The following is a 9081-nucleotide window of genomic DNA, read 5'->3' as shown; positions in this document are numbered from 1 at the left end:
CCAGTCAGCCGTACGATGAAGAGCAGAAGTTATCATGATCGTTACTATGTTGGGAGTCACATAGAAGATCAGATCCTGGAAAACGGGAAAGGTTCCGTTCAGGACGCTACTTGTGTATAAGAGTCAGCCTGTATGGTGCGGAAAAAACACAGGAGAATAATGCAAACCACCTAATCCATATCGAACGATGGGCAGCAATGCTACTAAAAGTAGATCTAACGGAAATTGTTGCTGAGACAGGGTTTGCTGATACGGGCTTATACCAGAGTTTTCTAAAACACCTTGAACATCACTCATACGATATCAACGGAGCAAGACCCCTCCGGCCAGATATTGTTAGTCCTGATTATTTCAATCAACGCCTTGACCTGGTATTGGTTTATTTTCAATTTTTAGCCGACAAAGCAATTTCCAAGCGCCGTAATACTGATCCTCTATTTCATCAAATCCCCCAGATGATGGAAAAACTTCAAGTAAAACTAGCCAAGCTGAGAAGACCAAAGACAGCTCAAGGCCGCGCCCTTGGTTTGTCATTAGTCCAACAAGCAACACTGTATGATGTCATGGAAATGCCAAGTTTGCTTGGCTGGAATAAAGCTACTCAGTTACGTAACAAGCTAATTCTTAGATTACTTTTAGAAACAGGAATTAGGAAAGGTGAACTGCTATCACTTACAACATCAAACTGCCATACGAGCAAGCTGGTACATGGAGTTTACCCATTTATCCTGACACAACAGAATGTCGAGCATAACGATCCTCGTGGTAGATCACCTCGCGAAAAAACAGTTGGCCGGATCATACCTATTTCATTTCCTCTAGCATCACTGATTGATGAATATAAACAGGCCAGAAAATCTCTTGGCGACTCAGCTATGAAGAGCCCTTATCTACTCTTAGCGACAACCAAACCACATAATCCGCTATCAATAGCAGCACTGGATGATGTTTTCTCAAGTATTAAGAATAAGATTTTAGAGTTGTCAGATATCCACCCGCATAAATTAAGGCATACCCTCTTTGAAAATCTTGACAGAATGCTCACCAAAATGGGAATTGATTCAGCCCAACAGAAAAAGCTAAAAAATAATGTTGGGGGGTGGACGTATAACTCAGATAGTAGTCTAATATATGAAGCTGGTTCAATAATGGAACAATGCAACTTAGTTCTAAACCAACTTCATGCTGAAATGGAATCACATAGAAAACTATCATAATATGATTGCCGAGGTGCTGGCTATGCCTACAAAAAAATTAGATAAAAACGATATTATGTTGGTACAAATAGACCAGCATCCACGATTTGCTTATGACCCATATCCTGTAAGCCAGTCAGGCCAACAACTGGATTTAACACAAAGTAAAATATTTTTGGAACCGGAGAGGGAGACCATATACTTTGACAAAATCCCTCATCAACTAAGAGAACATGCTCGCGCATGGATTTCTTATGCTTGTCATATCTACTCTAACTATGCACTTTTCTCACATTATAAATGCTGGCGCTTACTAAACATCCCAGACGATATTGCAGCAGAAAACATTGCTGAAAAAATACAAGAAATCTACAGAGAGTTTATGAACTCTGAACGCAGTGCGGGCACTAAGTCTATTTTAAGAATGATGTATAAATGGTGTGTCGAAGAAGGCCTCCCACACTTTGATGAAGACTTTTATGATTACTACCTAGATAGTATAAAGTTTGGTACAGACGAAGGTAAAGGTCTTGATGTCATTATGGAAATCCCTGACCGTGGCCCACTTACGATCAAGGAAGAACGCATCTTCATCTCCACATTAAACTCCATTTCTCCAGAAACACTAACCACGCATTCATTACAGGGATTGGTGTCACTGAAATGCGCCCAGGTTCTTGGCATGAGAAATATCCAAGTGATGAGGCTGAAGTTCTCTGACTTACAGCTCTCAGACAAAGGTGTATACACACTAAAAGTCTTGAGGGCAAAACAAAGAGGGCAGGCCAATAATAATGTATATAAAATTCGCCCCATAACAAAAACACTTGCAAAACTACTTTCATTAATGAAAGCACGTTACGAAGATATACTAGGTACAAAAATTACTGATGATTGGCCTGTTATCTCAGAGTACTATAGTGTTAGAGATGAATTGGTTAAGCGCCAAGTAAGAATCACCAAGATATCGTACATCACCAACCAGTTCAGAGTAGCTGTTGGACTGGACTTCCAGGTAACCAACCGTAGACTTCGTAAAACCTTCTGCTCACGATTAATCGCCAAAGGCACTCCTATGTCTGTTGTTGCTGAACTAATGGATCATAGCGATTTACAACAACTAGAAGTTTATTATAGACAATCACATACTGTTGCCAAAAAACTAGATGATGTACTGCGAAGTGAGGCCATGGATATACTCGATGCATTTGCAGGTAAAGTTGTCACGCCTGATAATGCCTCTAAGCGAGGACAAGGCATTTTCGCGCCATCGAAAAATTTAAATCTTGTTCAAATTGGTAGCTGCGGTAGCGCGACCCCATGTTCTCTGCAACCCCCACTTTCTTGTTACAACTGCTCTTCTCTAGAAGCCTTTGAAGACGTTGACCATAAGGCAGTTGTAGATACGATGGTAGAGGAAGTAAAAACAGCATTTGGTGATGCTCACGCCATAAATATTCTACAACATAAAAACTTTTTAGCTGCTCGCAAGTTTGCTGATATGTTTGACAGGGGTGAACTATGAATACTAGCCTACAATTATTGCCATCAACTGGTGTAGATGCTGGTAGCAATCTGGAACAATTAGTTCACTTTTACAAAAAAAACACTCCCTTTGCAACATTAGAAGGTTGGGAATGGGATGCCTTTAGCTGGGATGCTAAGGGTATTTGTAAGACTCAAGCCAGAAAATCTGGAAATAATATATCCGTCAATTTTAGTCGAGATAACAATCTAGGTAAAAAAGTTAAGTCATCACGCGATGCCATGAAAGCGTTTCACAATCTGGATTTATCTGACATAGCTAAATGTCATATTTCAGCCTTGCAAATTGAGAAGCCAAAAGATGTAGGAACACTCAATTTCTATATTGTTGCATATCGGTATTTAGATAATGCGATGCTAAAAAGAAATATTACAGCAAGCACTCTTACTACTTATGACTTCAAAGTCGCAGAGGCTGAAGCACACGATAGATTAGAAAGTTCTACCTTTTACCGTGTTGGTCAGAGACTAGAATCCATTGCGAAATTCATTAACCAGAAGCGGCTCTCCATCCAAAAAATTGTATTCAAAAAGTCATCTAAACGCGGAGAAACCCATACCGCGAGTGATACAAGAATCGATTTTGAGTCAACTACCAAACGGCATGAGAAGCTACCTACCCATGAAAGCCTCATTGCAGTAGCAGCAATTTCTAACTCGAATCTAGAAGGTGATGATGCACTGTTTCAGGCTATGGTAGAAATCATGTTTACAACAGGTCTGCGATTTGATGAGGTGATCTGCCTGGATGTCGACTGCTTACAGGCTAGGGAGATTGAGGAGCAAAACGTCTTCACAGGTGAAATGGAGATATTATCCATTCATGAGATCCGCTACCGAGCCAAAAAGGGGGCTGGATATCAAACCAAACCAATAACCGAAAGCCTGTTACCAATCCTAAAGAAAGGTCTGACTAGCGCCATTGAAATATTAGCACCTGTACGTGACACGATTAAATGCGTTGCTAATGGGAAATACGACTTCTTCCCAATTATCACTGAGGATTGTGAGTTGTTTATCACTGATATTTGGGAAAGATTAAACTGGTCATCACGTCCAAGTCTCACTTCCTATCTAAACAGAAGAAATATAAATCTGACGAATAAACGGAATCCAAATACAGGTAAAATTGCTGTCGCATTCCACTCAGTAGACTTAAAGGAAAAAACATTTTCATTAGCGCAGAAGTCTATCGAACAGTTATGGAAACAGATTTCAGCATTAACTGTAGCAAACTCACTGGATAAACTAATATTTGTTACCCAACATCAGCGTCATCATTCTATTAAGAGAGCTGAGCCTTGGAAATTCACAATGATATCATATACTCAAATATATGACTATATAGCGGGTCGTCCCGAGCTGGGTAAAAAAAATGTATTTGAACGCAAAAATCTGTGCTATCAAGGTGAACAGATCCGGCTGACATCACATCAATTCCGTCACTTTCTAGACACTATGCTGGAGCTCTCAGATTCAGTAACCCCTATAGAGATTGCTCGATACTTTGGGCGAAAGTATACTCTAGACAACGTAGCCTATGACCACACTAATCCAGCTAAAAGAGTCATGGATAACGCAGACATACTCTTTGCCGCCTCAAATATAACACCAGAGCAAGCAAAAGAGGCATCCGTGATCTTTACACTGGTAGACCGTGATGAGGTTCTTGAAACGATAGAAGACATTGGTACAACACTCATCACTGCAATTGGCTTATGTAAACATGACTATAGTGACTCTCCATGTGGAAAATACTATGCATGCGTCCGTGGATGCTCTGAGTATTATCGTATAAAAGGAAATCAGGAAGAGATCATCCATTTACAAAAACTTCAAGCTGAACAAGAAACTCGAATTCAACATGTTAAAGCAGCAGTTGACGCTGAATATCATGGTTCCAATAACTGGCTACGCTCTCATGAAGAACTATTAAATGGTTGTCGTATAGCCCTCGCCATTGAGCAGGATAATTCAATTTCAGATGGTGAATTAGTGCAAGTTTTCCCTAATGGTAATAATGGGTGCGTTGCAATATGAAAAAAGAACAGAAACAAATTACTGCGGCACTAGAACAAGACTTCTGCAAACTCATCGTAATCCTAGCTGCCCGCAGTGGGAAGAATAAAGTCACTTGGAAGGAACTAGAACAGGAGACAGGATTTACTCGGCAAGCATTGTCAAAAAAAGAAGCTATCGTTAAGGCTTATAAAGAAGCCAATCAAAGTAGCAACATATTAGAAGATATCGGCAGGCGTGCAGAAGAAACCCAATCAAAGCTTGATAAAATAAAAGAGGAAAATATCAAGTTAAAAAAACTATTGGCTGACTATGATGAGACTTTTGTTCGCTGGTTCGCCAATGCAACAAGTCGTGGTATGTCCATTGAGGAGTTGGAAGCACCGCTCCCACACTCTATGAAGACAAAAGCCAGATTGAAAGATCTTAAAAAATGAATAAAGCATTCAGTATTAGCCATGAACTGGAAGATTTTGAACTTGATAAAATGCATGCCAAGGCGCGTGAAAATCTTGTTAAGGTGGCTAATTTGGTCGGGCCACTTGACCTTGCTGAATGGCAAAACTTCATAGAAAATGGCAGTTTAAATGCAACTGCCATAATAAAAGAGATTGGTATATCTCGCTCTAGCTATTACCAAAATAAGTACATTGTTGCGTACCTTAAAAGTAAGGCTCAATGGCTAGCTGAGCAGAATACCTTGCAGGAGCTTCCCTACCAGGCTAGGGATACTTCAAAAGCACCCGCAAAGCGATACAGCCCGCAAGAAAAGAGCATTCAAGAGAAAGATAAAATGATTCGCCAATTACAGCTACGGGTTGCAGAACTTGAATCTCATTTAGAAGGCTTAAAGCAAGAATATAAATCTCTTCAATCAAATTCACATCGAGAACAGCATCGTATGGAATTGCTAGAAATATTTAAGCGGGTGCCTAGATGAATGACTTCGAGCAAGAGAATTTTTTTCGCATCACGAGACCACCATATTCATCCAGAAAAGGTCGCTCATTTCATGCTGTGCAGATAGATCCTGACACTCTACGTAATTGCAATTACAAGCGCAATTACATCATTCACATAATTGAAAATAACAGTGATCGCCTGTCACTAATATTAGCGAAGGGTGCATTGGTTAAATTAGCTGTCAAAAAGCAGTATAGTAGACGTGTAGAGCACGGAGGCATTCTCACTGTAATCACCCCTCAATACCTAGATCTAATTAGGCCATCAGGGGAGCAAATCGTAATCATGTTAGGCAGTCACGCCAGATTTAAAGGTGTTGGCCCAGTAAAAGCCCGTACATTATGGTCTACATTTGGTGAGTCCTTATTTGAAATCTTGGACAATGGTGATATTGTAAGCCTGCGTAAGATATTAAGTGAAAACACCGCAAAAAATACTATCGATGCATGGCGTAGCTATATAAATATTGATGCTATGCGTTTCTGCAATGCACATTTGGGATTATCAGTATCCACCTCATTTTTGGTATCAGATTATTATCAACAGGAAACCATAAGTAAGGTAAGCGAAGACCCTTACCGATTATTAGCGTTTGGTGTTGATTTTAATGAATGTGATCGAATCTCAGTGGCTCTAGGATTTCAATTGGATGCTCCTATTAGGCTCGCAGCAGCAGCCGAGGAGGCATTGTACTGTCACCTTTCTAGCGGGAGTACATTAGCAACACGATATGATCTAGACATATGGCTGAAACAGCTCTTACATATCCCCAATAATCAAGAGAAAACAGAGTGCTATGTTAATCAAGCATTCGCACTCGCCACATCGTGTGAAAATATCCTTGATGTTGGTGACAATGAATTACAGAGCGCTGGTGCTTTCACCATGGAAGCATATGTTGCTCAGCGATTGGTGAACCTCATCACAAACCCAAGTAAATTATTCATCGATGAAAAAAGGATAAACTTTTATATCAATCAATACGAAAGTAAAAAGTGTTTTAACTTAAACTCTCTTCAAAAAGAAGCTATCTTGGGGGCTATAAAACATCGTTTTCTAATTATTAATGGTGGTGCAGGTGTAGGCAAAACTACATTATTAGATGCTCTTTATTCCGTGTTTCGTGAGTTAGATATAAGACCAATACAAGTCGCACTTGCAGGCAAAGCAGCAAAAAGGATGGCAGAGGCAACAAATCAAGAGGCTCATACTATCGCAAGATTTATTAGAAACTTCAATGCTAATAATTATGAAGGCAGAAAACTTGTTATTGTTGTCGATGAAAGCTCAATGGTAGACTTACCTAGCATGTACCGCCTATTGAGATGTGTTCCTAATTCTGCGCATGTAATCATGTTAGGCGATATTGGGCAACTTCCACCTGTAGACTTTGGTCTTGTTTTCCATGAACTGGTGCCAATGCACGACATTCCAAAAATCACATTAACAGAGGTTCGTCGACAAGATAAGCTCTCAAACATCCCTGCTATTTCAGCCTCTATCCGTAATGGTATTCTTCCAACATTTAGCTACGATGATGTCGTCCATATTGATATCAATGGAGCCAATGCAATTCAAAAGAGAGCAGTCTCATTATATTTAGAAAAACCTGATGAAACACAAATAATTTGCGCTACAACTAAAATGGTTAATGATATAAATAAACGCTGCGTAGCATTAAATAATAGTAAGCCATTAAGAGTATTTATAGAAGAAGCAAATTACTATTTAGATACTGAGTTTAAACTACATGATAAAGTAATGTGCTGCGCCAACCTTTACGATCATGACCTGATGAATGGTTCCACAGGACACATTTGCCAAGTTTACAACGTAATGAAAATATTAAAGAATGATAACAATGATGAGCCTTTGTCTAGCTTTGGCAAGATCCTGTGGGATGACGGCATAGAGCGAGAGATCTCGTTGGATATAATCAATGCCCTTCACCACGCTTATGCTATGACGATTCACAAGAGTCAAGGTTCACAGTTTAAGCAAGTCATCATTGTTCTGGATAAGGCCCCAAATATTGATCGAACAATGTGTTATACCGCGATTACACGAGCTGTAGAAAAGGTCTACTTGGTCGGGCCTCTGAATATTCTGAGCCAAGCACTAACACATGAGTCAGCGAGTAGACGAAATGTTGATCTTGGACATAAGGTTAAAGCGTTGCTAATACAAGCAATGGCTGATTCTCCTTTAGATGCTGATAGATAACGGCTTGAAATTACTAAATAACTGATCCCAATAGTGCTACACCTTCGCTGTGCCATAGCCATTCCCCGGGAAAGGAGACACGGTATCCATGAAGTGTTTCACTCGGGCCAGCAGGTTTGCCATCCCTCTGCATTGATGATTGCGCGTGATGGTTTCATGTAACTTGTGCCATAGCCGTTCTATGTGATTAACCCAAGGGCTGTAAACTGGCTGGAACACCAGGCAGAACTTGGGATTCTTCTTCAACCATCGCTCGGTCTGTTTGCTTTTGTGAACCTGATTACCCATGACCCTCAGCCAGCTTCAAGAGCCGATATGGCATCGGAGGGCTTGCCACGACTGCATGCCCCAATTCAACCAACATGCTCTTGAGGTCAAAACGATGATTAAACCGGAAGCAGTATTCCGCAAGATGCCTTGGTAAATGCTTCGCTCCGAGCGTATGGCAACTGCCCCGCAGCGAGTTTTTCACATTTCCTATCATCGTGTTTACCCAGTTGAATGCCGGATGATCCAGCCAGTCCAGGTTGCCCCCGGTGACAACACCCAGGTGCTCACAATTGGCCTCCTTGACCGCTTTGAAACAGGCCAATCCATCGGATATCACCGCGCTACCACTGGCAATATGCCGTTTTGCCCAATCAGCAACGGACTTGGTTTTGAAACCATCGACCACCGTCATCCGCATCTTGATTGGATGTCCTTCCTTGTTCAGGGCCACTGCTGCCACAAACGGCGTCTTGCCTGCCGCGCCCCGACCCCGTTTGCCACCACGGTGCTCGCCACCCCAGTAGACATCATCGAGCTGAATGATGCCGCTGATGGGCTGCTTGTCATCGGACTCTTTCATGGCTTGCAGCAGCTTGTGCTTGAGCATCCAGGCGGTGTCATATTTGACGTCCAACTGGCGCTTTAGCTCCATCGCTGACAAGCCAGTTTTGGTCTGTGACAGCAGCTGCATCGCCAGAAACCACTTGGTCAGTGGGAGTTTTGTGTTTGCAAAAATCGTGTTTCCAGTCAATGACATCTGGTGACGGCAGTTATTGCATTGCAGCACGCGTGGCCGACTTTTCAGGCGACAGCAGGTCTTGTTGGCGCACTCAGGACAGATGAAACCGTTCGGAAAACGCCAAGC

The 9081-nt window shown here is 41.4% G+C and carries 7 protein-coding genes and 1 pseudogene; 6 read left to right on the top strand and 2 right to left on the bottom strand.

All coding sequences use genetic code 11. The features are described 5' to 3' along the window. Positions 1-197: 197 nt before the first annotated feature. From C3418_RS21465 to C3418_RS21440, 6 genes are read left to right on the top strand one after another with little or no spacing between them, the layout of a single operon-like run. Complete coding sequence (locus C3418_RS21465) at positions 198-1217, top strand: site-specific integrase (protein WP_103859252.1); 1020 nt, start codon at positions 198-200, stop codon at positions 1215-1217. After that, positions 1183-2721: a site-specific integrase gene (locus C3418_RS21460; protein ID WP_258040159.1), complete on the top strand. Its 1539-nt coding sequence runs from the start codon at positions 1183-1185 to the stop codon at positions 2719-2721. The genes C3418_RS21465 and C3418_RS21460 overlap by 35 nt, the downstream gene beginning before the upstream one ends. Continuing rightward, the gene (locus C3418_RS21455) at positions 2718-4781 is read left to right on the top strand and encodes an integrase (protein ID WP_258040158.1); all 2064 of its coding nucleotides are present in this window, start codon (positions 2718-2720) and stop codon (positions 4779-4781) included. The genes C3418_RS21460 and C3418_RS21455 overlap by 4 nt, the downstream gene beginning before the upstream one ends. Next, positions 4778-5197 carry a hypothetical protein gene (locus C3418_RS21450; protein ID WP_005895563.1) on the top strand — a complete coding sequence of 140 codons (420 nt, stop codon included), beginning with the start codon at positions 4778-4780 and terminating at the stop codon, positions 5195-5197. Before C3418_RS21455 ends, C3418_RS21450 begins: the two co-directional genes overlap by 4 nt. Further along, the gene (locus C3418_RS21445; protein WP_010676173.1) at positions 5194-5700 is read left to right on the top strand and encodes a hypothetical protein; all 507 of its coding nucleotides are present in this window, start codon (positions 5194-5196) and stop codon (positions 5698-5700) included. The genes C3418_RS21450 and C3418_RS21445 overlap by 4 nt, the downstream gene beginning before the upstream one ends. After that, positions 5697-7946, top strand: coding sequence for an AAA family ATPase (locus C3418_RS21440; RefSeq protein WP_103859249.1), 2250 nt, complete (start codon positions 5697-5699; stop codon positions 7944-7946). Before C3418_RS21445 ends, C3418_RS21440 begins: the two co-directional genes overlap by 4 nt. Positions 7947-7982: 36 nt before the next feature. Here C3418_RS21440 and C3418_RS21435 read toward each other — a convergent pair. Both C3418_RS21435 and C3418_RS21430 read right to left on the bottom strand, forming a co-directional pair. Next, positions 7983-8222: pseudogene (locus C3418_RS21435) on the bottom strand (transposase); the annotation flags it as partial. A 4-nt stretch (positions 8223-8226) separates the two neighbouring features. Next, positions 8227-9081: IS1595 family transposase (locus tag C3418_RS21430; RefSeq protein WP_103859248.1), on the bottom strand; the 855-nt coding region annotated here is incomplete at its 5' end.

Source organism: Aeromonas sp. ASNIH8 (assembly GCF_002919855.1).
In the GTDB taxonomy this organism is placed as follows: Bacteria; Pseudomonadota; Gammaproteobacteria; order Enterobacterales; family Aeromonadaceae; genus Aeromonas; species Aeromonas caviae.
The sequence above is the reverse complement of the archived record's forward strand: the minus strand, read 5'-3'. Positions and strand labels throughout refer to the sequence as shown.

Coding starts and splice junctions, on each gene's coding strand:
- C3418_RS21465 (WP_103859252.1), top strand. CDS start 198: ATGCTACTAAAAGTAGATCTAACGGAAATTGTTGCTGAGACAGGGTTT.
- C3418_RS21460 (WP_258040159.1), top strand. CDS start 1,183: ATGCTGAAATGGAATCACATAGAAAACTATCATAATATGATTGCCGAG.
- C3418_RS21455 (WP_258040158.1), top strand. CDS start 2,718: ATGAATACTAGCCTACAATTATTGCCATCAACTGGTGTAGATGCTGGT.
- C3418_RS21450 (WP_005895563.1), top strand. CDS start 4,778: ATGAAAAAAGAACAGAAACAAATTACTGCGGCACTAGAACAAGACTTC.
- C3418_RS21445 (WP_010676173.1), top strand. CDS start 5,194: ATGAATAAAGCATTCAGTATTAGCCATGAACTGGAAGATTTTGAACTT.
- C3418_RS21440 (WP_103859249.1), top strand. CDS start 5,697: ATGAATGACTTCGAGCAAGAGAATTTTTTTCGCATCACGAGACCACCA.